20 protein-coding genes and 1 tRNA gene are annotated in these 18,755 nt (G+C 63.4%); 10 read left to right on the top strand and 11 right to left on the bottom strand.

Annotation, left to right across the window (positions count from 1 at the left end):
- The first annotated feature begins 110 nt into the window (after positions 1–110).
- Positions 111–725, top strand: coding sequence for a helix-turn-helix domain-containing protein (locus IB262_RS08080; protein ID WP_034804706.1), 615 nt, complete (start codon positions 111–113; stop codon positions 723–725).
- 191 nt (positions 726–916) lie between these two features.
- Here the strand turns inward: IB262_RS08080 and IB262_RS08075 are convergent, their stop codons facing one another.
- From IB262_RS08075 to IB262_RS08060, 4 genes are read right to left on the bottom strand one after another with little or no spacing between them, the layout of a single operon-like run.
- Complete coding sequence (locus tag IB262_RS08075) at positions 917–1,429, bottom strand: GNAT family N-acetyltransferase (RefSeq protein ID WP_246802605.1); 513 nt, start codon at positions 1,427–1,429, stop codon at positions 917–919.
- Positions 1,430–1,454: 25 nt separating this feature from the next.
- Complete coding sequence (locus IB262_RS08070; protein ID WP_029742409.1) at positions 1,455–2,018, bottom strand: sugar O-acetyltransferase; 564 nt, start codon at positions 2,016–2,018, stop codon at positions 1,455–1,457.
- Positions 2,015–2,494 (bottom strand): GFA family protein, encoded by a 480-nt coding sequence (locus IB262_RS08065; protein ID WP_029742408.1) that lies wholly within the window; start codon positions 2,492–2,494, stop codon positions 2,015–2,017. The genes IB262_RS08070 and IB262_RS08065 overlap by 4 nt, the downstream gene beginning before the upstream one ends.
- On the bottom strand, positions 2,491–3,246 hold the full coding sequence (locus IB262_RS08060) for a type 1 glutamine amidotransferase (protein WP_112977025.1): 756 nt from the start codon (positions 3,244–3,246) through the stop codon (positions 2,491–2,493). The genes IB262_RS08065 and IB262_RS08060 overlap by 4 nt, the downstream gene beginning before the upstream one ends.
- 354 nt (positions 3,247–3,600) lie before the next feature.
- Between IB262_RS08060 and rnk the strand changes: the two genes are divergently transcribed.
- Positions 3,601–4,005, top strand: a complete 405-nt coding sequence (rnk, locus tag IB262_RS08055; RefSeq protein ID WP_029742406.1) for a nucleoside diphosphate kinase regulator — start codon at positions 3,601–3,603, stop codon at positions 4,003–4,005.
- 95 nt (positions 4,006–4,100) lie between these two features.
- Here rnk and IB262_RS08050 read toward each other — a convergent pair whose 3' ends face one another.
- Positions 4,101–4,556 carry a DoxX family protein gene (locus tag IB262_RS08050; RefSeq protein ID WP_029742404.1) on the bottom strand — a complete coding sequence of 152 codons (456 nt, stop codon included), beginning with the start codon at positions 4,554–4,556 and terminating at the stop codon, positions 4,101–4,103.
- A 214-nt stretch (positions 4,557–4,770) separates the two neighbouring features.
- On the opposite strand from IB262_RS08050, the gene IB262_RS08045 reads away from it, so the two are divergent.
- Positions 4,771–5,052: a SelT/SelW/SelH family protein gene (locus IB262_RS08045; RefSeq protein ID WP_029742402.1), complete on the top strand. Its 282-nt coding sequence runs from the start codon at positions 4,771–4,773 to the stop codon at positions 5,050–5,052.
- Positions 5,053–5,135: 83 nt separating this feature from the next.
- Positions 5,136–5,480 (top strand): YqaA family protein, encoded by a 345-nt coding sequence (locus IB262_RS08040; RefSeq protein ID WP_082566375.1) that lies wholly within the window; start codon positions 5,136–5,138, stop codon positions 5,478–5,480.
- 14 nt (positions 5,481–5,494) lie between these two features.
- On the opposite strand, the gene IB262_RS08035 is transcribed toward IB262_RS08040, so the two are convergent.
- On the bottom strand, positions 5,495–6,121 hold the full coding sequence (locus tag IB262_RS08035) for a ribonuclease D (protein ID WP_029742400.1): 627 nt from the start codon (positions 6,119–6,121) through the stop codon (positions 5,495–5,497).
- A gap of 107 nt (positions 6,122–6,228) precedes the next feature.
- Here IB262_RS08035 and IB262_RS08030 point away from each other — a divergent pair, with 107 nt between their 5' ends.
- The 3 genes from IB262_RS08030 (at position 6,229) to IB262_RS08020 (ending at position 9,933) form a co-directional block, all read left to right on the top strand.
- Complete coding sequence (locus IB262_RS08030; RefSeq protein WP_029742399.1) at positions 6,229–6,540, top strand: hypothetical protein; 312 nt, start codon at positions 6,229–6,231, stop codon at positions 6,538–6,540.
- A gap of 208 nt (positions 6,541–6,748) precedes the next feature.
- Positions 6,749–7,777, top strand: coding sequence for a hydroxyacid dehydrogenase (locus tag IB262_RS08025; RefSeq protein ID WP_060580580.1), 1,029 nt, complete (start codon positions 6,749–6,751; stop codon positions 7,775–7,777).
- 149 nt (positions 7,778–7,926) lie between these two features.
- Positions 7,927–9,933, top strand: coding sequence for an adenylate/guanylate cyclase domain-containing protein (locus tag IB262_RS08020; RefSeq protein WP_112976968.1), 2,007 nt, complete (start codon positions 7,927–7,929; stop codon positions 9,931–9,933).
- A gap of 3 nt (positions 9,934–9,936) precedes the next feature.
- Here IB262_RS08020 and IB262_RS08015 read toward each other — a convergent pair whose 3' ends face one another.
- The 3 genes from IB262_RS08015 to IB262_RS08005 all read right to left on the bottom strand — a co-directional run bounded on the left by IB262_RS08015 (position 9,937) and on the right by IB262_RS08005 (position 12,754).
- Positions 9,937–10,884: an adenylate/guanylate cyclase domain-containing protein gene (locus tag IB262_RS08015; protein WP_060580579.1), complete on the bottom strand. Its 948-nt coding sequence runs from the start codon at positions 10,882–10,884 to the stop codon at positions 9,937–9,939.
- A 278-nt stretch (positions 10,885–11,162) separates the two neighbouring features.
- Positions 11,163–11,249, bottom strand: a tRNA-Leu gene (locus IB262_RS08010).
- 77 nt (positions 11,250–11,326) lie between these two features.
- A complete protein-coding gene (locus tag IB262_RS08005; RefSeq protein ID WP_192493525.1) occupies positions 11,327–12,754 on the bottom strand; it encodes a phosphomannomutase in 1,428 nt (475 codons plus the stop codon).
- Between the two features lie 223 nt (positions 12,755–12,977).
- Between IB262_RS08005 and IB262_RS08000 the strand changes: the two genes are divergently transcribed.
- Together IB262_RS08000 and IB262_RS07995 are read left to right on the top strand one after the other, a co-directional pair.
- Entirely contained in the window at positions 12,978–13,505 is a 528-nt protein-coding gene (locus tag IB262_RS08000) for a BA14K family protein (RefSeq protein ID WP_034805252.1), read from the top strand.
- A gap of 233 nt (positions 13,506–13,738) precedes the next feature.
- A complete protein-coding gene (locus IB262_RS07995; RefSeq protein WP_112976969.1) occupies positions 13,739–14,494 on the top strand; it encodes a hypothetical protein in 756 nt (251 codons plus the stop codon).
- Here IB262_RS07995 and IB262_RS07990 read toward each other — a convergent pair.
- Positions 14,483–14,824 (bottom strand): DUF6665 family protein, encoded by a 342-nt coding sequence (locus IB262_RS07990; RefSeq protein WP_060608536.1) that lies wholly within the window; start codon positions 14,822–14,824, stop codon positions 14,483–14,485. The genes IB262_RS07995 and IB262_RS07990 overlap by 12 nt on opposite strands.
- A 340-nt stretch (positions 14,825–15,164) precedes the next feature.
- Here IB262_RS07990 and IB262_RS07985 point away from each other — a divergent pair, with 340 nt between their 5' ends.
- A complete protein-coding gene (locus IB262_RS07985) occupies positions 15,165–16,757 on the top strand; it encodes a hypothetical protein (RefSeq protein ID WP_162728884.1) in 1,593 nt (530 codons plus the stop codon).
- 137 nt (positions 16,758–16,894) lie between these two features.
- On the opposite strand, the gene rpsA is transcribed toward IB262_RS07985, so the two are convergent.
- A complete protein-coding gene (gene rpsA / locus IB262_RS07980; protein ID WP_082005877.1) occupies positions 16,895–18,619 on the bottom strand; it encodes a 30S ribosomal protein S1 in 1,725 nt (574 codons plus the stop codon).
- Positions 18,620–18,755: the final 136 nt, after the last annotated feature.

Below are 18,755 nucleotides of genomic sequence, written 5' to 3'. Positions count from 1 at the left end.
AACGGCATGCGTCGGCATGCCGCTTCGGCCGCCGCCCGTGAGGAGGCGGATGGTTGCGGTTGGGAGATATCTTCTATATACTTAAGGTAAGTTACTTTTGGTATATAGTGATGTCAAGCACCATGGAAAGAGACACGGTCACCGCCAAACGCGTTCGCCTCACCCGCGAGCAGCGGCTACGCCAGCTGCTGGACGTCGCCTGGAGGCTCGTTCGCGAGGAAGGGACCGATGTGCTGACGCTGCCGCGCCTGGCCGAGGAAGCGGCCGTCGCCAAGCCGGTCGTCTATGATCATTTCGGAACACGCAACGGACTGCTCGCCGCGCTCTACCAGGATTTTGATGTGCGCCAGACGGTGGTGATGGACGCTGCCATTGCCGCGAGCGACCCAACGCTGGAAGCGACAGTCAGGACGATTGCCGCCTCCTATGTCGACTGCGTGCTCACGCAGGGTCGCGAGATGCCCGGCGTGCTGGCGGCCCTCGCCGGCTCGCCCGAGCTTGCGGCCGTCAAACGGGACTATCAGCTGGTCTATATCGAAAAGTGCCGAAAGGTGCTGGGCCCGTTCATCGGGCAGAGGGGCATCGCACAGGCCGGTTTCTGGGCAATGCTCGGCGCAGCCGATGGCTTGTCCCACGCTGCAGCGACGAGCGAAATCACCGCCGACGAGGCTCAGGACGAGCTTTACGAGACGATCATTGCCATGGTGAACAGAAGCTGCCGTTAGAGCGGCACGCTTTCAAGAGATGCCCTTGGCGAGCGTCGACGCTCTTTTATCGCCGACGCCTCTCGCCAAGGCGTGGGGCCGATCTCCTCAAGGCGGATCCATCCTATGATGTCGGCTGCCTCCCCGGACTGAACTTCAGGCCCGGGGATGAAGACCGGGAGGGTGGCGCTGCCAGAGCGGCAGTGCTCGCCTCATCCGTCCTCAAGCACGTACCGCTTCGAAATGCGATCCACCAACTGCCCGTCCTTCAGCGGCACCGTCTTGTCGACCTTGTAGTCGACGAAACCCATCTTGCCGTAATAGCTGAGCCCGCTGACATTGTCCGCACGGATGGTGGCGTTGAGGGCTTTCAGGCCGATCGAGCGGGCGAAGTCGCAGGTGGCCTTAAAGAGCGCCGTGCCGGCGCCGGGCACCTTGTTGTCGGGGCGCGAGAACGTGCCGATGTCGGCCCAATCCTGCGGTATGCCGTCCCAGCGGTCGAGCGCCTGGAAGGCGCAAGGCTCACCCGCCTCGTCCTCGGCGACGAAACAACTGACGAAGCCCGGGCCGGCGAGATAGTGCGCCACGAAGCTCTCAGGCGTGAACGGCGTCTGATGGGCCGTGGTGCCACCGATTGCGATGATCTCGTTGAGGAAAGCGCACAACGCAGGCGCATCTTCTGGCCGCGCCGGGCGCACGTGGATCGTCTTCATCTCATTCGTCATCGAAAATTGTCCTTCTCCAATCGTCTTACATCGACGCGCGGCGGAGCGGCCGCGCCGGGTTGCCGGCGACCACGGCGCCGGCCGCCACGTCCTTCGTCACCACCGAGCCCGCACCGACGATCGCGCCATCCCCGATCGTGACACCGCCGAGAATGATCGCGCCGCCGCCGATCCAGACATCGGCACCAATCGTCACCGGCTTGGCGACTTCGAGGCCTTGGCCGCGAAGCACGGCATCCCTGTGGTGCTCGGCGCAATAGATCTGCACGTTCGGCCCCAGCATCGTTCCCGCCCCGATCGCCACGCGGCCGCTGTCGAGGATCGTGCAGCCGGCATTGAGATAGACGCGGGCGCCAAGGTGGATGTTGATGCCGTAGGAGCAATGGAATGGCGCCTCGATGAAGACGTCGTCAGCGACCGCACCGAACAGCACCCGCAGCGCCGGCGCCATGTTTCCACGCTCGGTCGGCGCCATGGCGTTGTGCTGATGGACAGCATTGCGTGCCGTCATCCGAAGCGCCTCGAGTTCGTCGACGAGGCAGGTGTACCATTCTCCGGCTGCCATCTTGTCGCGTTCGCTGGCTGTCACGCTTTTGCTTTCGCTTCCGCGGCTTCGCGCCGTGCCAGGCTTTCCGGCGGCCACATCGTCTTCATGTCGTAATAAATCTCGAAAGCCGGTGCGCCGCCCTCGAGCGACAGCCAAGCAACCTTGGAGCGGGTGAAGATATGCGCATCCGGCGGGAAGTCCGACGGGCGGTCAAGGCTTGCGATCCGGACGAAGGAAAGCCAGCCGCGCCGGCCGTAGTCGCTCCAGAGGGCCGTCTGGCATTCGGCACAGCGGTAGACATCATGCGGACGGCCGCTGTCCGTCGGAAGCGTCACGACGACCGGCTCGCCCTCAATGAGTTCGATATTGTCGCGCTCGATCACGCCGTTGACGACGAAGGCGCTACCGACCTGGCGCTGGCAATCGCTGCAATGGCAGCAGTTGACGAACATCGGCGCCGCCTTCAGCCGATAGCGGATCCTGCCGCAGAAGCAGCCGCCGTTTAGTGCCTCGCTCATCCGGTAACCTCCTCCAACGCCGGTTCCTCATTCACCGCGCCGCCCTGATGGCGAACGATCGTCGCGACCCAGGCGCGGGCAAGAGACAGGCCCGCGGCATCCGCCTGCCGGCCGTGGCGCGCGGCGTGTTCGCGATAGCACGCAAGCCAGGTCGGATCGAGCCGCTTGATGGTGTCCGGGAAAGCGCGGTTCCAGTCTTCGACCAGGTGTGTGTCGGCCTCGAAGTGGAATTGGGTGCCGTAGGCGGCGCGGCCGACGCGGAAGGCCTGATTTCGGGTGACGGCGTTTTCGGCGAGATGGACAGCCCCCTCGGGCAGCGTGAAAGTGTCTCCGTGCCACTGGAAGATCGGGAAGCTCTCACCGACGCTGGAAAGGACCGGGTCCTCGGCGCCTTCGCCGCGCACCTGCACCTCGCACCAACCGAACTCCTTGGCCTCGCCCAGCAGGTTCCGGCCCCCATAGGCGCGGGCGAGAAGCTGGCTGCCGAGGCAGATGCCGAGCACGGAACGGCCGCTGTCACCGAAGCGGCGCATCAGCGCGGCAAGATCAGGCAGATAGGGATAGGCGGCATCGTCGAGCGCGCTCTGCTCGCCGCCGAGCACCACCAGTGCGTCGTATCCTTCCGGTGTTTCAGGAACGGCCTCGCCGAGATAGGCGCGGCGGATCTCGATCTCGGCCTTTGCCTCGCGAAGCGCCGTGCCGACCTGGCCGAGCTCGGTCTTCGCCATGTTTTCAACCACCAGCACCCGCATCATCGCATTCCCTTCGCATCGACCGTGGAGATTGACCACGAGCGCGGCCACTGTTCAAGAGGTCACATAGCGATGCGATGATGCGGACGGGTTCATGCGGGCCTTGACTTCGTGAGCGAACTTTCCGACCCTTGGGGCATGATGATGCCGACGATTTCTTCTCATTGCTGCTTCCGGGTGTGCCCGATCGCAGGAACCTGACCCCAGCCCGGACGCTTGCGCTCTCCGGGTCAGGGGAGCCTTTCGCGTCGGCAGAAGAAATTTCCGAGCGCGGCTGAACGAGCGCCTAATCTCCAGAAAACCTATTCGATTGCGCCCTGTCGTGCGCTTCGATTGAACGTGTCAGGTCCCATCATGGCGGCAACCCGCAAGAAACTTCCCCCGATCATCATCAATGCCGAAGACCACAAGCGGCTGACGGCGCTCGCCTCCTCCGCGCTAGAGCGCGTGCCTGATGTGGCCGAGGCACTGCTCTTTGAACTCGACCGGGCCCGGGTCGGCGCGCCCGACGCGCTGCCCGCCGACAGCGTGCAGATGGGCTCCACCGTCGCCTTCGAGGCGGACAATGGTTTTGCCAAGCAGGTGACGCTCGTCTATCCCGGCGAGGCCGATATCGAGGCCGGCCGCATCTCTGTGCTGACCCCTGTCGGCGCGGCGCTGATCGGGCTCTCCGTCGGCCAGTCGATCGACTGGCAGGACCGGTCGGGCAAGGTGCACCGGATGACCATTCGCAGCGTGACGGCGAAGGAAAGCGCCTGAGAGGTCGCGACGGCGAAAGCCTCACCAGCTGCAAGACGAAAACGGGGAGGCCGGTTTTCACCGCCTCCCCGTTTTTCTAAGCGTCGTTCGTTCGATCAGAACTGCTTGCCGAGCTTGGCGTCGACAGACTGGCTGTTGGCGCCGCGGATGGCGAAGAAGAACAGGATCGCTGCCCAGAGGATCGACTTCTCTGCGCCGAAGAGGCCCTCACCCTGCACGATGCCATGGAAGTAGACGGTGACGAGCAGAACGATCATGCCGGCAAAGGCAGCCGGGCGCGTCAACAAACCGATCGCGATCAAAATGCCGCCGAAGAATTCGGTCGCGGCGAGCAGCGGCGACCAGAAGACGCCGGGATAGAAGCCGAGGCCCTCGACCATGCCGATCGCGCCGAAGGGATTGGTGATCTTGCCAAAACCGTGAACCGCAAGCAGAGCGCCGGCGAGCACACGCAACAGCGTTTCGGCGGATGTATTGAGCGGCAGATAGATCTTTTCCAGCGCCGGCAGGATGGCGCGCGGGCGGGAACTGGAAACGGTGACGTCGGTCATTAAGGGGCCTCTCCGGCGGTTGGGTGCGACAATTTGTGCAATGCCGCATTGTCTCGCCGCGACGACCGCGCAAAGCAAGCTATCCGCCGATAAAAACATGACTAAATTGGTTGACAATTGTGAGCGCAGCGTGAGCATGAGCCCCCCGGAACGCAGTTGTTTCCAACTGAGGCGACCGCTATGGTCGCCGCCCGAAGCACATCCGAGACACCCGATGGACCAGAAGCCGCGCATCACCATCCTTTACTGCACCCAGTGCAACTGGCTGCTACGCGCCGGCTGGATGGCGCAGGAACTGCTGCAGACGTTCGGGCAGTCGCTCGGCGAAGTGGCGCTCATTCCCGGCACCGGCGGCAATTTCGAGATCCGCGTCGATGACGCGCTCATCTGGGAGCGCAAGCGGGACGGCGGTTTCCCCGGGCCGAAGGAACTGAAGCAGCGCATCCGCGACATCATCGAGCCGGAGCGCGATCTCGGTCATACGGACAGGAGCTGATCCTGGATTTCGGAATTCTTGCCGGCGTCTTTTCCGCGGCCTTCCTGTCGGCGACGTTGCTTTTCGGCATGTCGGAAGCTGCGATCGTGGCCGCCGCCCTGCACGGCGAAACGAGCCGCCCTGCCCTCTTCATCGCCGCGACATCAGGCAACGTGCTCGGCGCCGTCGTCAATTTTGCGCTCGGGCGTTTTCTGATCCGCTTCGAGGGGCGCCGGTGGTTTCCAGTTTCGCCCACCAATCGGCAAAAGGCAGAGGCGCTCTTTGCCCGCTACGGCCAGCCGGTGCTGCTTCTTTCCTGGCTGCCGGTTATCGGCGACCCACTGACGCTGGTCGCCGGATTGCTGCGCATGAAGCTGCCGCTGTTCCTGCTGTTCGTCACCATCGGCAAGGCCGCACGTTATGCGGTCGTCCTTTACCTGACGCCATAACAGCCCCGCACAACTCAGCTGTGCGCGAAGATATCCGTCTCGTCCCAGCCAAGCAGGTCAAGCTTGGAGCGCGTCGGCAGGAAGGCGAAGCAGGCTTCGGCATGCTCGATGCGACCATCGCGGATGAGGCGCGCCGTCAGCTTGTCGCGCAGCGCATGCAGGTGCAGCACGTCGGAGGCGGCATATTCGAGCTGCGCCTGCGACAGGGTCTCTGCTGCCCAGTCGGACGACTGCTGCTGCTTGGAAATGTCGACGTCGAGCATTTCCTTGAGGTTGTCCTTGAGGCCGTGGCGATCGGTGTAAGTGCGGGTCAGCCGCGAGGCGATCTTGGTGCAGAAGACCGGCGTCGTCGTCACCCCGAAGGTATGGAAGAGGACGGCGATATCGAAGCGGCCGAAATGGAAGATCTTCTGGCGGGCCGGATCGGCAAGCATGGCGACGAGGTTCGGCGCTTGCTTCTGGCCGGCTGCGATGCGGATCACGTCGGCCGTACCGTCGCCCGGAGACAGCTGCACCACGCAAAGGCGATCGCGGCGGGGGATGAGGCCGAGCGTTTCCGTGTCGATCGCGATTGCGCCTCGATAACGGTCGGCGTCGGCTGCGGAGATATCGCCTTCATGGAACCGTATTGCATTCGCCATCGAAAATCCCCAGATCAAACGAAGTGGTGTGGCCTATAGCGCAAGTTTGGCGTCGGCGATACCGTTGTCACGTTCCGCCCGCCGGCTGCCCTTTGAAAGTCCTGACGATGACGTCTTTTCAACCCGCCCTCGCTCTCTCCACGCTCGCGCTGGCGATCGGGCTGACGGCCATGCCGGCGCCGGCGCAGACCTATCGGGACCTGCCGGGCGTGCGCCAGATGGATCCGTTGAATGGTGGTGGCGACCAAACCGTATGCGAGCAGACCTTTGTCGACCGAAACTATCCGTTCGAATCGTCGGCCCGCGGCGGCCCCATCTACGACACGATCTACAACTGCCGCCGTGGCGACGGGCCGGTCTTCCAGGGCAGCGACCTGCCGCCTTCGCTCTATCGGCAGAAGCGTGGTCTCGGCTACTAAGCAAAAACACGACAAGCAATCCTCGTGCGAAGACAGCATCGGGACCGCCACGCCGCTTGGCAAGCGGCGGAACTGTTCCTAGCCCACGGCCAGAGCATGGGCGTCCTCCGTCTCAGCGCCGCGCAAAGGTCACGGTAGCGCTTTGAGGTGCTGCATGTTTTTATCCTTCGATCGACCCGATCAAAGGAAACCTGCAGTGGGAGGAACCATGCCCGACAACCGGCCGCTTGCCATCAGTGCACCCGCACCACGCACGCTCGATCTCATCTTCACACCGGAAACCCTCAAGGACCTGCATCGCCGCTACCGCATCGTCGAAGCGGACCCGGAGGATATCGCCGGCCTTGGCGACGACGTGCTCGGCAACGCCCACTACATCATCGGCCAGCCCCCGCTCGACCACGCCACCCTCAGGCGCATGAGCCAGCTGAAAGCGATCCTCAACGTCGAAAGCAACCTGATCAACAACATGCCCTATGAGGTGCTGTTCGAGCGCGGCATTCATGTGGTGACCACCGGGCAGGTCTTTGCCGAGCCAGTGGCGGAACTCGGCCTCGCCATGGCGCTCAACATTGCCCGCGGCGTCGTCGACGCCGACCTTGCCTTCCGTGAAGGCCGCGAACTCTGGGGTGGCGACGGCAACCGTTCGGCGCGCCTGCTTTCCGGCTCCGAGATAGGCATCATCGGCTTCGGCGATCTCGGCAAGGCCCTGAACCGCGTGCTCTCCGGTTTCCGGGCGAAAATCCGCGTCTTCGACCCCTGGATGCCGGCCTCGATCCTGCGGGACAATGGCGTTGAACCGGCATCGCTCGAGACCGTGCTGGGCGAAAGCGACTTCGTCTTCGTGGTTGCTTCCGTTACCAGCGAGAACGAAGGCTTCCTTGGCGAGAAGGCGTTTGCCCGCATGCGTCCGGGTGCCGCCTTCATTCTCCTCAGTCGCGCCGGCGTCGTCGATTTCGAGGCGCTGATGGCCGCGGTCGCAAGCGGCCATATCGTGGCGGCGAGCGACGTCTTTCCGGAGGAGCCCCCGCCGCTCGACCATCCCGTTCGCCGCCTGCCGGGCTTCCTGCGTTCGGCGCACCGCGCCGGCGCGCTCGACAGCGCCTTCAAGAAAATGGGCGATATGGTGCTTGAAGACATGGACCTGATGGATCGCGGCTTGCCACCGATGCGCTGCAAGCGTGCCGAGCGCGAAACCGTCGCGCGCATGCGCTCGAAGCCGGTAACGGTGAACTGAGACATTTTTCGCTGCGGATCTCGGCGGGATCGTGCATCCCGCCGATTAACGTGTTTTATGGGATTCGCATTTAACTTTTCTTGCACATGCGATCAACCTTGCACGTTAAGGTCGTCGCAGAGGCATCGTTACGGAATCAGAGAAACGCGATGGTAGACACGGCGCCCGGCGCTCGACAAGGCAAAGCACGCGATGGCTGGAACAGTTCGCTGCGATCGCTGTTCAGCCTCGTCATGGTCGCCATGCTGATCGTCGTTTCCGCGACGCTTGTCGGGCTCGACTACCATCGCTCGCGCAACGCCGCGATCGCTGATGCCGAGGCCAACATGCGCGGCTTCATGAACCGCCTTGTCGACCGGCTGGGCGTGCTCTCGGGCGACACTTCCGCCCTCGTCAATCTCGTCTCCTCCGTCGCCAATTCCTTCCTCGTGCCCCCGCCTGAGCGCATGAATGACAAGGTGGCGGTGCTTCGTGAAGGCATCACCCGCTCGCCGCACATCGATGGGGTCTATGTCGGCTACCCCAACGGCGCCTTCTTTCAGGTCGTCGACCTCAAGCAGGTTGCCTGGCGCATGGCGCTCGACGCGCCCCGTGGCGCCGCCATTGCGGTGCGCTCGATGGAAAGGGACTCAAACGGCAAGCCGCTCCAGCGCGTTCTCTTCGTCGACAAGGACGGCACGCAATTCTCCGAACGGCGGCTACCGCCATCGAGCTTCGACCCGCGCACGCGACCCTGGTATCGCGCGGCCGTCAACGGCAAGGCCGCGGTCTCGACCGGACCCTATGAAAGCGCCACCACCGAAACATTGGGCATGACCATCTCGCAGGCGCATCGCGGCAATCCGCAGATCGTCATCGGCGCCGATGTCGTGCTCGATACGATCACCGACTTCCTCGCCCGCGAACGGCTGACTGCTGGTTCGGTGTCCTTCATCCTCGATGCCGTCGGCCGGCCGATCATCCATTCCGACCGGGTGATGATGCGACGCATCATGGCGGCCAAGGATAAGGACGCCCCGATCGTGCAGGCCGACAGCGACCCGCTGATCCAGAGCATCCGCCAACATCCGCCAGCGCCCGGGAAGGCCGACTTCGTCCAGGTCGGGGACCGCACCTATCTCGTCATGGTAACGCCGCTCGAATCCGCGCTGCTTCTCTCCGGCAACCGCGCCGTGGTGGCCGCACCGCTCGACGAATTGATGGCGGACGCCAACAAGACGCTCGTTCAGGGGCTGGCGATTTCCGGGGCAGTGGTAGCCTTGGCGGTACTCGCCTCGCTGGTGCTGGCACATCTGATTACCAAGGGGCTCAACCAGCTGACCGCCAGCGCCAACCGGCTGCAGGACCTCGACTTCACCACCCCGATCGATGTTTCCTCGCATGTCAGCGAAATCTCGACCCTCGGCGGCGCCATGAACCGGGCCCGCGATGCAATCTTCACCTTTGCGCTCTATGTGCCGAAGGAACTGGTGCGCAAGGGCATCGAATCCGGCCATTTCAGCGGCCGCTCCGCCTGGCGTCAGGAAGTCACCGCGCTCTTCACCGACATCTACGATTTCACCACGCTCAGCGAACGGCATTCGCCCGAGGAGGTGGTGGCGATGCTGTCGGAGTATTTCGATATCTTCAGCGAGACGGTCGGCGAGCACGACGGCACGATCATCCAGTTCCTCGGCGATTCGGTCTTTGCCATGTGGAACGCCCCGGCACCGGACGACAAACACGCCGAGAATGCCTGTCGGTGCGCGCTCGCGGTCCAGCAGCGCCTCAGCATCTTCAACGAAGCACAGCGCAAGAAAGGACTGCCGGAGTTCCGCACACGCTTCGGCATTCACACCGGCACCGCCGTCGTCGGCAATGTCGGCGCCAAGGAGCGGCTGCAATATACCGCCATGGGCGACACGGTGAACGTCGCCTCGCGCCTCGAGGGCATGAACAAGAACTACGGCACGATGATCATGGCGAGCGGCGCGGTCGTTGCCCATACGGGTGGCACGATCCGCTTCCGGCCGCTCGGCACAGCGCAGGCCAAGGGCCGAGCCTCGGCCCTGGAGATTTACGAAGTGCTGGGCGCGGAGCCGAAAGAGCCGGAAGCCCTCGATGACGGCCCGAAGACACACGACAACTTGTCGGCCGGCTCCGAAAGCCGCGAATAGACGTCAGGAGCCGAGGCGGCGGCTCTGCCGGGTGACCCAGCGAATGCCGCCGACCACGGCGAAGGCGAGCAGTGGCCAGACGGCCCAGAAGACGCCGCGCCAGGTCAAGAGATTGATGGTGAGAAGCACCAATCCCGAGAGCACCAGTATGCCGATGCTGCGGTCCACCCACGGGTTGGTCTTGATCCAGGCAAGGCCGGCAAGGATGGCGAGGCCAAGCAGCGGCCAGACGGACCAGAAGGTTCCGTTCCAGGTCAACAGGTTGAGAGCGACCAAGCCAGCGGCAACGATGCAGAGAACCGGGAGCGATCCGCTCCTGATTGCCGCAATCACGCCCACCGGCTCCGGACGCGGCTTGGCCGCCTCGGCAGCGGCTGCTTCAGCACGGCGGCCGAAGGTCTCTGCGGCAAAGGTCGGACGGGGATCGTCCGCGCCGATGCGCACGGCATAGCTCGGCACACCGCCATCGATGTTCTTGACCTCAAGAGGCCCCAGAAAATCGAAACCGACGGCGACCTTGTTGCGCACCTGGTCGTACACGGTATTGGAGATGACGATGCCGCCAGCCGGCGCGGACGCCTGCAGCCTGGCTGCAACATTGACGCCGTCGCCGTAGAGATCGTCGCCCTCGGCGATCACGTCGCCGAGATTGATGCCGATGCGAAACAGCATCTGCTCGTCGGCCGCGCATTTCTCGTTGCAGCCGGCGAGTTCGTTCTGCACGTCGATCGCGGTGCGCAGCGCTTCCACGACGCTCGGAAACTCGGCGATCAGTCCGTCACCCCAGGTGTTGACGACACGGCCCTCATGCGCCTCGATGAGCCTTCCCATGGCATCGCGATGGCGCTTCAACGTGGCGAGCGTGCCCTCCTCGTCGGCGCGCATCAGCCGCGTGTAGTCCTGGACGTCCGCGGAGAATATGGTCGTCAGCTTGCGACGTGTCTCAGACATCGCTTCGTCCTTCTCAAAGCCGCCGCCCCGGCGGACGATAACATGGGACCGCCCTCACGCGGAAAGCCTGCCCTTCATAGCCGATAGAATATCAATGCTGCCGGCCCAAGCTTCAAGGCGCACCACGCGAAAATATCCTGGGCATGCAACCATCCTGGTCGAAGAGCGAGGCTCGGAAGGCAGGAAATCGCCACGGAATCCGGCCAAACGCCAGAAACGAAAAAACCCCGGCGAACCGGGGTTTTTCAGAACCAAATCAAAGATTTGGTTTGGGAATTTGGTGCCCAGAAGAGGACTCGAACCTCCACACCCTTTCGAGTACCAGCACCTGAAGCTGGCGCGTCTACCAATTCCGCCATCTGGGCGACGAGCGGGTGTGTAAAAGGCTCGAGTCGAAGTGTCAACAGGCTTTTTGAAGTTTTCGTGTCGGAGGACAAAAAACTCAGTTCGAGGCGGTTTTTGCCCAATGCCGGATTGTGGATAGACCGCTCGACTGCAGTCCCTCGGCCGCCTCGGCCGTGTCCGCCTCGACATAGCAACGCATCTCCGGTGCATTTCCGGAGGGGCGGAAGTGAATGATGCGACCGTCGTCAAGCGTCACCCGCAGCCCGTCGATGTCGCTGACGGCGACCGGCCGGCCGATCGGCGCCAGGAATGCCGCGAGATTTTCGTCGCCGCCGCGCAAATGGGCCATCAGCCGGGCGCTGGTTTCGACCGGGAAGTTTTCGAGCCGGTCGCTGAGCGCCACGGGAAGCCGATAGGAGGCGGCCAGCACCGACAGCGAGAGTTTGGCCTCTGCCGCCGCAGCCAATGCGGCGACGATCGGCAGGACGCAGTCGCGGGTGGGCAGCGGCTGGAGGGTTGCGCCGTTGACGACGAAGGGGCTGGCCGTCAGCGTGCCGCCATTGGCCTCGAAGCCGGCGACCTTGGTCGACCCCTCGTCCAGGGCCTGCTGCATTCCGGCGATCACGAAGGGCGACCCGACGCGGGTGCGCAGCACGGAGAGCCCTTCCCTGCGCTCCAGGCCCGAATTCGAGGTGACCGGCGTGACGACAAGCGTCGCACCGAGGAAGCCGCAGGCAATCAGCCCGAGGAGATCGCCCCGCAGCGGCAAGCCGTTCTCGTCCGCGACCAGCGGCCGGTCGCCGTCGCCGTCCGCCGATACGATCGCATCGAGCCGGTGTTCGCGGGCCCATTCCTGAAGGCGTTCGATCGTGTCGGTCGACACTGCTTCGGTATCGACGGGGATAAAGTGTTCCGAACGTCCAAGGGCGACGACCTCGGCGCCAAAGAAGGCGATCAGATCGGCGAGAAGATCCCGCGCGACGGTGCTGTGCTGGTAGACGCCGACCTTGAGGCCGGCGAGCGCGCCGGCGGGCAGCAACTGCCGGTTTCGCTCGATGAAGAGCGAGGATGCGCGGGACGCATGGTCCTCACCAATGCCCTGATTGGCGACCGGCTCGATCTGCCCGGCGATTTCATCGGCAATCCGGCTGATGGCGACTTCATCTTCCTTGTCGATTTCGCCATCCGGCCGATAAAACTTGATGCCGTTCCGATCAGCCGGGATATGGGAGCCGGTGATCATCAGACCGGCCGCTCCGCATTCGCGGCCATAAAGCGCAAGCGCCGGCGTCGGCACCGTGCCGCAATCGAAGACGCGCAGTCCTTCGCGCGCGAGTGCCGAGGCACAGACTGCCGCGATTTCCGGGCTCGAATCGCGAAAGTCGCGGGCGATCACGATCGGGTCACCCGGCTGGCTGCGCCCGGACGTCAGAAGATAGCGCGCAAACGCGGTCGCGTAGCGGGCCGAAGGCTCACCCTTCAGTTCCTCTGAAAGGCCACGCAGGCCGCTGGTACCAAACTTCAACTGCATCGCATTCTCCGCTGCCCGCTGCCGGGCGAAAAAGGGACAAAAACAAAACGGCGCGCACGCGGGACAAGCGCTGTCCGGGCAAGTTGGCCAAAGGCCGGAGCTCCGAGGCTCCCTTCTGCACGCTCCCTGCCCATTGCCATGAATAAACCAAGAAATGCAAACGTAATACAGGCAGGGACACAACCGGAAGGCAGTGCTTTCCGAAAGCGAGGACAAAATGACGGGATTTCGCAATTTCGTTATCGGCTGCAGCTTGGCCGCCGCCTCCCTGATCACCCCCGTCGGACCTGTGCAGGCGATGCCGCTTCAGGCGCCCGACCTTCAGATCAAGGCACAAGGCGACGTCCAGAATGTGCAGTATTACCACCGCCGTTACGGCGGATATGGCGGATACGGCTGGCGAGGCGGTTGGGGAGGCCCCTATTACAGACGCGGATGGGGTAGCCCCTACTATGGCGGCTCCGGCCTGACCCTCTACTTCGGCTCGGGCGGATACTACGGCGGCGGTTACTATGGCGGCGGATACTACCCCCGCTACGGCTACTATCCCCGCTACGGCTACAATCGCGGCTATTATCCCCGCCGTTACTACGGCGGCAACTACTACTATCGCGATCGGTATGTCGGTGGCGGCAACGCCCATGTCAGCTGGTGCCTGTCGCGCTACCGTTCCTACAATCCGGCAACCAACCGGTTCTTGAGCTACGGCGGCGCTTACAAGGTCTGCTATTCGCCCTATCGCTAGAGCGCGGCGCGTCCGCATGAACGCACGAGAAACGCTCTAGCGCCCTAATTGGGGCGCGGCCTGGCCGTACCGCTTGCGCACCTTCTCTGCGACCCGCATTAGCGGGAGTTGGAAGTTTTGCATGCCATCACCGGCGCTTGCGTGCCCCAACATCTCGGCAGCGCCAGTTAAACCGGCATTAACTGCAAGAGCCTACCGTTTCAAATCGATCCACTGTGCTGCCAGGATGAATCATGCTGCTTCCGACCCAGCAATCTGCCGCCACCGCGACGACCAATCTGGTCGGCTCGATCCTCAAGGACATCGAAAAACGGCAGACGGAGGAAGAAGAAAAGGCCAAGGGTACAAAGGACGACCGGCTCCTGAGGGCGCAGGTCGAGCCCGATGGCGCTCAAAAGGCCGCCAACGAGAAGATCAACGGCTACTTCTTCGATCATGCTCGCAACGACGCCAACAACAACCGCGCCGTGCTCATCCGTGAGGTCGGAAAATTTTTCGACATCGAGCGCGAAACATTCAAGTCCGATTCCGCCTTTGCAAGGGAAATCGAGAACCAGCTGAAGCAGCTGGAATCGCCCGCCATTGCGAAAATCGAGGAAGAACTGGGGCTCGACAAGCTCGGACTGTCGCTTGCGGAGCTGGTCGAGGCGCTCAAGAACCCCGGCGGCCCGGAAAACGACGCACTGAAGGTTGCCCTCGGCGAAACGAGCGACAAGGCACCTCAAAGCGCTGCACAAGCCGCAAATGCCGTCGACCGCCTGAACAGCGCGACGGAGCCTGCGTCGACCGAGGAAGCCCAGCTCAACAGCCTGCGCGGTGACCCGACGCGCAGAACCGACAAGCTGTCGCTCGACGAAGAGGAGCAGCATCTGCGTGCGCTCCAGCTCAAGGACGAGATGGAGGATATCGCCGACCAACGCACGGCAGCCGGCCCCTTTCTGCGCTTCGACGACAACGGCCTCTATAGGCTCGCTGCGCTAAGCCTCTGACGGCTTTCGGCGCACGATGCCGAGCCGCGCCATGACCTCCTTGGGTATGCCATAGCGGCGAACCACATCGCGGCTGTCACGCAGACCGCAAATCTCCCGCTGAATGAGGAAGGCCCATACGGCATCGGCCGCCTCGTCGAGCACCCGCTCGCGTAGATCCCTCGCCACATCTCCCTTCAATGCCGCAAGCGCTGCAAGCGCCTTTTCGACCTTGAGGCCATGCCGGCCAAGCGCATCGGCGCGCTCGGACATCAATTCGTATTCGAGCACGTTGAAGGCGCCGGCCGTCGAGAAGTTCGGGCTTAGGGCTTTTGGGGGACGGACTGTCATCCGAAACTCCTGGCACAGACACCATTCGAGCCTGCAGAGCGGCTCCCTTAAAGATAGACCTTGCAGACCCGTCCGCAAGCTGGGTCGCGACATGCCGGAAGCCGAAACATGGTTAAGAATTCATAAACCTCTTTGCCCTAACCTCAAACCATCATGCCGATTCTCCTATCCGCGGCCGAGCCGCGGCTGTCTGGCCATTCGCCACGACGCGCATGAGGCGCCAACCCGCAAGTGATGAACAGAAAGTCGCGCGCAAGCCGAAAAATCGGACCGCGCCCGAGCGCGTTTTGTCGTTCAACGACGAATGGTCAAACCGAGGTCAAGCGAGATGGAGACCAGAATGCTGATACCCATCCAGGCGGCTCGAACCGCGGCCCCCACGGAAGAGACGAGCGCAAGGACGCTGCAGCCTGCAGCACCATTGACCGCCAGCCAGCGTGGCGAAGCCATACAGAAGATCCTCGATGCGCTGACGCGGCATCTTTCCGGTCGTGAGATCCTTTCGAAGGACGCGCTGGTGCGGCTGATGGAGGATCTCGCGCGCATCCTGAAGTTCCCGCCACTCCCGCAGGAGGGGGGGCGCGATTTCGTCCGGCGGTTGGTGGCCTTCCTCGAATCGATGCCGACGTCCGACCGGCTGCTTCTGGAGCGTCAGCTTGGCGGGCGCAATCTTTCAATCCGCGTCGGCCTGCTAGCGGACCTGCCGGCGATCCGCAACGGCACGAGCGCGCCGGGCGGCACCGCGACACCCATGCCGGCGCAGGCGCGCGACCTCATCCTGCGCAACCCCTCGCTCCAGCCTGCGCTGCCGTTCAGCCAGACCGCGGCACGCACGCCGCTCGGTGGTGAAGTCGCACTTCTACAGGCTGTGCTGCGCAAGACCTTTGGCGTCGGCAACGATGTGACCGAGCCGCAGGGCGAGGATCTGGACGCGGCCGGAACCGAAGCGCCATCAAAGAGCGGAAGCGAAAAGCCCACGGAGCGGGGTGAGGCGCGCGCGAACGCCGCGAAGAGCGCTTCATCGGGCGACACGCCGATCGGGAGCGCTGCCTCGCTGCTTGCGGGCGAAGGCGAGATCGCGGAAGCGGCATCGCTGTCTGGCCCCATCGCGGAGGCCGAGCAGGACCTGCAATCCGGCGAAGTCGGACACGGCGAGACGGAAGCGCCCGCCGGAGAAAGTGCTGCAACACCGCTTGAAGCGCATGGCGCCGATGAAATGGAGGCTGCCGACACGATCAAAGGCGAGGATCCCGACGGCACCTACGGCCCGCTGCCCGATGCCGACGAAGAAGACGGCCATAGGACCACCGCCGCCGGTCGCAACGATCCTGAGGTGCGCTCGGCACGCGTGCTCTCCGAGGCCATCAAGACGCTCATCCGCGACAGCGTGGCCTTGCCTGCCGGCGCGGCCGATGGCGATCCGGGATCGGCGACGCAGCAGACGGACGAGCCGGCTACGCAGCCCCAGCCCGCCGCCAAGGAAGCTGGCATGCGCGTCGCTGATGCCGCCGCCCGCCAACGCGCCGTAACGGACGCCGGCACGACCTTGCCGTCGCTGCTCGACGATCGCTCCGAGGAGACCGCTGCACCACCGCGCGGACCCGCGGACATTCGCCCGCAACGCGCCACGGACGAGCAGACGGTGCAGCAGATGATCGCCAGACTGGTGGAAAACGGCCTGCCGCGCGAGGCCATCCCCTTCGCCATGATCCCCTATCCAGTGGCCGCCGGCGAGGTGGAAGGCGAAGACCATTCGCGCGGCATGCCCGGAGGCTCGGGCGAAGATGCAGCGGGTGAGGAAGAAACGGCACAAGAGGGAGGCGACGGAAATCCGGACGACGGAGAGCCGACCGGCGAAGCCATGCCGGAGGGCGAGGCACCGGAAACGCCCGACGCCTACGATCTTTACCGCAGGCTCGGCGGTCTCGGCTAAGACGCCGGTTCAGCCTTAAGCTCGGGCCTAGCTCCATCCAGGGCTGGGGGCCGATTTCACAATTCGGACTTGGTTGGAAAGAAAAACCCGCGGAGATCGCTCTCGGCGGGTTTTCCAATTCAAACGTCAGGCAACGATTACTCGTTGTTCTGGCGGTTCTTCAGAGCGGCGCCGAGGATGTCGCCGAGCGAAGCGCCCGAGTCGGACGAACCGAACTGAGCAACGGCTTCCTTCTCTTCGGCGATTTCCAGAGCCTTGATCGACAGCTGGATCTTGCGGTCCTTCTTGGAGAAGTTGGTGACGCGAGCGTCGACAACCTGACCAACCGAGAAACGCTCCGGACGCTGTTCGTCACGATCACGCGACAGGTCAGCGCGGCGGATGAACGAGGTGATGTCTTCGTGGTTGACGAGCTTCACTTCGATGCCGCCATCGTTGATCGCGATGATCTCGGCCGAAACAACGGCGTTCTTGCGCAGTTCGCCCGAAGCAGCGGCGTCGCCGACTGCATCCTTGCCGAGCTGCTTGATGCCGAGCGAGATGCGCTCCTTCTCGACGTCGACGTCGAGAACAACAGCGCGAACGACGTCGCCCTTGTTGAACTCTTCGATGACCTGCTCGCCCGGACGGTTCCAGTCGAGGTCGGAAAGGTGAACCATGCCGTCAACGTCGCCGTCGAGGCCGATGAACAGGCCGAACTCGGTCTTGTTCTTGACTTCGCCTTCGACTTCGGTGCCAGCCGGATGGCTATGCGCGAATGCCTGCCACGGGTTCTCGAGCGTCTGCTTGAGGCCGAGCGAGATACGACGCTTGGTCGGATCGACTTCGAGAACGACAACGTCGACTTCCTGGCTCGTGGACAGGATCTTGCCGGGGTGTACGTTCTTCTTGGTCCAGGACATTTCGGAGATGTGGATCAGGCCTTCGATGCCCGGCTCCAGCTCGACGAACGCACCGTAGTCGGTGATGTTCGTGACGGTACCGGAGATCTTCTTGCCGACCGGGTACTTCGCACCGATGCCATCCCACGGATCCGACTCGAGCTGCTTCATGCCGAGCGAGATGCGGTGGGTTTCCTGGTTGATGCGGATGATCTGAACCTTGACCTGCTGGCCGATGTTCAGGATCTCCGACGGATGGTTCACGCGGCGCCATGCCATGTCGGTGACATGGAGCAGACCGTCGATGCCGCCGAGGTCGACGAACGCACCGTAATCGGTGATGTTCTTGACGACGCCTTCGACAACCTGGCCTTCTTCAAGGTTCTGAACGATTTCAGAACGCTGCTCGGCGCGGGACTCTTCGAGAACCGTACGACGCGATACGACGATGTTGCCGCGGCGCTTGTCCATCTTGAGGATTTCGAAGGGCTGCGGGTTGTGCATCAGCGGGGTGACGTCGCGGATCGGACGGATGTCGACCTGCGAGCGCGGAAGGAAGGCAACGGCGCCGTCGAGATCGACGGTGAAGCCACCCTTGACCTGGTTGAAGATGATGCCTTCGACGCGTTCGCCGGCTTCGAACTTCACTTCCAGGCGCATCCAGCTTTCTTCGCGGCGAGCCTTTTCGCGCGACAGAACAGCTTCGCCGAGCGCGTTTTCGATGCGCTCAACGTAGACTTCGACTTCGTCGCCGACCTTGAGCGAGCCGTCCTTCGCCTTCGCGCCGAATTCCTTCAGAGCGATGCGGCCTTCGACCTTCAGACCGACGTCGACAACGGCGACGTCCTTTTCGATGGCCGTGACAATGCCCTTGGCAACATAGCCTTCGGCGAGATCGGTCTTCGCGAAGGATTCTTCGAGAAGCGCTGCGAAATCGTCACGGGTTGGGTTGGTAGCAGACATGGAATCTCCTGCATGCATCTCACGGGGAGACGCATATGCGCCGGGGGCTGGTGTTGAACAGGCCTGAACCCAGTCCGCCCCATCGAAGGGACAATCCGGCGCGTGGACGGAATTTCAGGCTTATGCAAGAAGAGCGATCCTGACAGTGTCGGGG

Origin of the sequence: Ensifer sp. ENS02, from assembly GCF_014851885.1 — a bacterium.
Lineage (GTDB): Bacteria > Pseudomonadota > Alphaproteobacteria > Rhizobiales > Rhizobiaceae > Ensifer > Ensifer adhaerens.
The sequence above is the reverse complement of the archived record's forward strand: the minus strand, read 5'-3'. Positions and strand labels throughout refer to the sequence as shown.

Excerpts from the sequence above, each read along its gene's own strand:
- IB262_RS08080 (WP_034804706.1), top strand. The coding sequence starts at position 111 with ATGTCAAGCACCATGGAAAGAGACACGGTCACCGCCAAACGCGTTCGC.
- IB262_RS08075 (WP_246802605.1), bottom strand. The coding sequence starts at position 1,429 with ATGACGAATGAGATGAAGACGATCCACGTGCGCCCGGCGCGGCCAGAA.
- IB262_RS08065 (WP_029742408.1), bottom strand. The coding sequence starts at position 2,494 with ATGAGCGAGGCACTAAACGGCGGCTGCTTCTGCGGCAGGATCCGCTAT.
- IB262_RS08060 (WP_112977025.1), bottom strand. The coding sequence starts at position 3,246 with ATGCGGGTGCTGGTGGTTGAAAACATGGCGAAGACCGAGCTCGGCCAG.
- rnk (WP_029742406.1), top strand. The coding sequence starts at position 3,601 with ATGGCGGCAACCCGCAAGAAACTTCCCCCGATCATCATCAATGCCGAA.
- IB262_RS08050 (WP_029742404.1), bottom strand. The coding sequence starts at position 4,556 with ATGACCGACGTCACCGTTTCCAGTTCCCGCCCGCGCGCCATCCTGCCG.
- IB262_RS08045 (WP_029742402.1), top strand. The coding sequence starts at position 4,771 with ATGGACCAGAAGCCGCGCATCACCATCCTTTACTGCACCCAGTGCAAC.
- IB262_RS08035 (WP_029742400.1), bottom strand. The coding sequence starts at position 6,121 with ATGGCGAATGCAATACGGTTCCATGAAGGCGATATCTCCGCAGCCGAC.
- IB262_RS08030 (WP_029742399.1), top strand. The coding sequence starts at position 6,229 with ATGACGTCTTTTCAACCCGCCCTCGCTCTCTCCACGCTCGCGCTGGCG.
- IB262_RS08025 (WP_060580580.1), top strand. The coding sequence starts at position 6,749 with ATGCCCGACAACCGGCCGCTTGCCATCAGTGCACCCGCACCACGCACG.
- IB262_RS08020 (WP_112976968.1), top strand. The coding sequence starts at position 7,927 with ATGGTAGACACGGCGCCCGGCGCTCGACAAGGCAAAGCACGCGATGGC.
- IB262_RS08015 (WP_060580579.1), bottom strand. The coding sequence starts at position 10,884 with ATGTCTGAGACACGTCGCAAGCTGACGACCATATTCTCCGCGGACGTC.
- IB262_RS08000 (WP_034805252.1), top strand. The coding sequence starts at position 12,978 with ATGACGGGATTTCGCAATTTCGTTATCGGCTGCAGCTTGGCCGCCGCC.
- IB262_RS07995 (WP_112976969.1), top strand. The coding sequence starts at position 13,739 with ATGCTGCTTCCGACCCAGCAATCTGCCGCCACCGCGACGACCAATCTG.
- IB262_RS07990 (WP_060608536.1), bottom strand. The coding sequence starts at position 14,824 with ATGACAGTCCGTCCCCCAAAAGCCCTAAGCCCGAACTTCTCGACGGCC.
- IB262_RS07985 (WP_162728884.1), top strand. The coding sequence starts at position 15,165 with ATGCTGATACCCATCCAGGCGGCTCGAACCGCGGCCCCCACGGAAGAG.
- rpsA (WP_082005877.1), bottom strand. The coding sequence starts at position 18,619 with ATGCATGCAGGAGATTCCATGTCTGCTACCAACCCAACCCGTGACGAT.